A 296-nucleotide genomic window follows, 5' to 3' on the forward strand; every position below is an offset into this window, starting at 1 on the left:
CTCTTGTGCGTTTTCCTCAAATAGTGCAGCAACGTGTACACAATATCTGTAACGCATTCAACCAAGCGATCGACGAATATCAGTACGATAACCGTTACCTACTTGTTTACCCGATTAAAGTTAACCAACAAAAAGAAGTGGTTGACGAGATCTTAGCAAGCCAAGCTCAATTAGAGCAGAAGCAATTAGGTCTAGAGGCGGGCAGCAAACCTGAACTATTAGCGGTATTGGCGCTGGCTCAAAAAGCGAGCTCAGTGATCGTTTGTAATGGTTATAAAGACAGAGAATACATCCGT

At 42.9% G+C, this 296-nt stretch carries 1 pseudogene; it reads left to right on the plus strand.

The annotated features are described in order from the left end of the window. Positions 1–296 (plus strand): annotated as a pseudogene (locus tag FTW16_RS17935) (arginine decarboxylase); the annotation flags it as partial.

It is taken from the genome of Vibrio sp. T20, from assembly GCF_007858795.1.
Classification (GTDB): domain Bacteria; phylum Pseudomonadota; class Gammaproteobacteria; order Enterobacterales; family Vibrionaceae; genus Vibrio; species Vibrio satsumensis.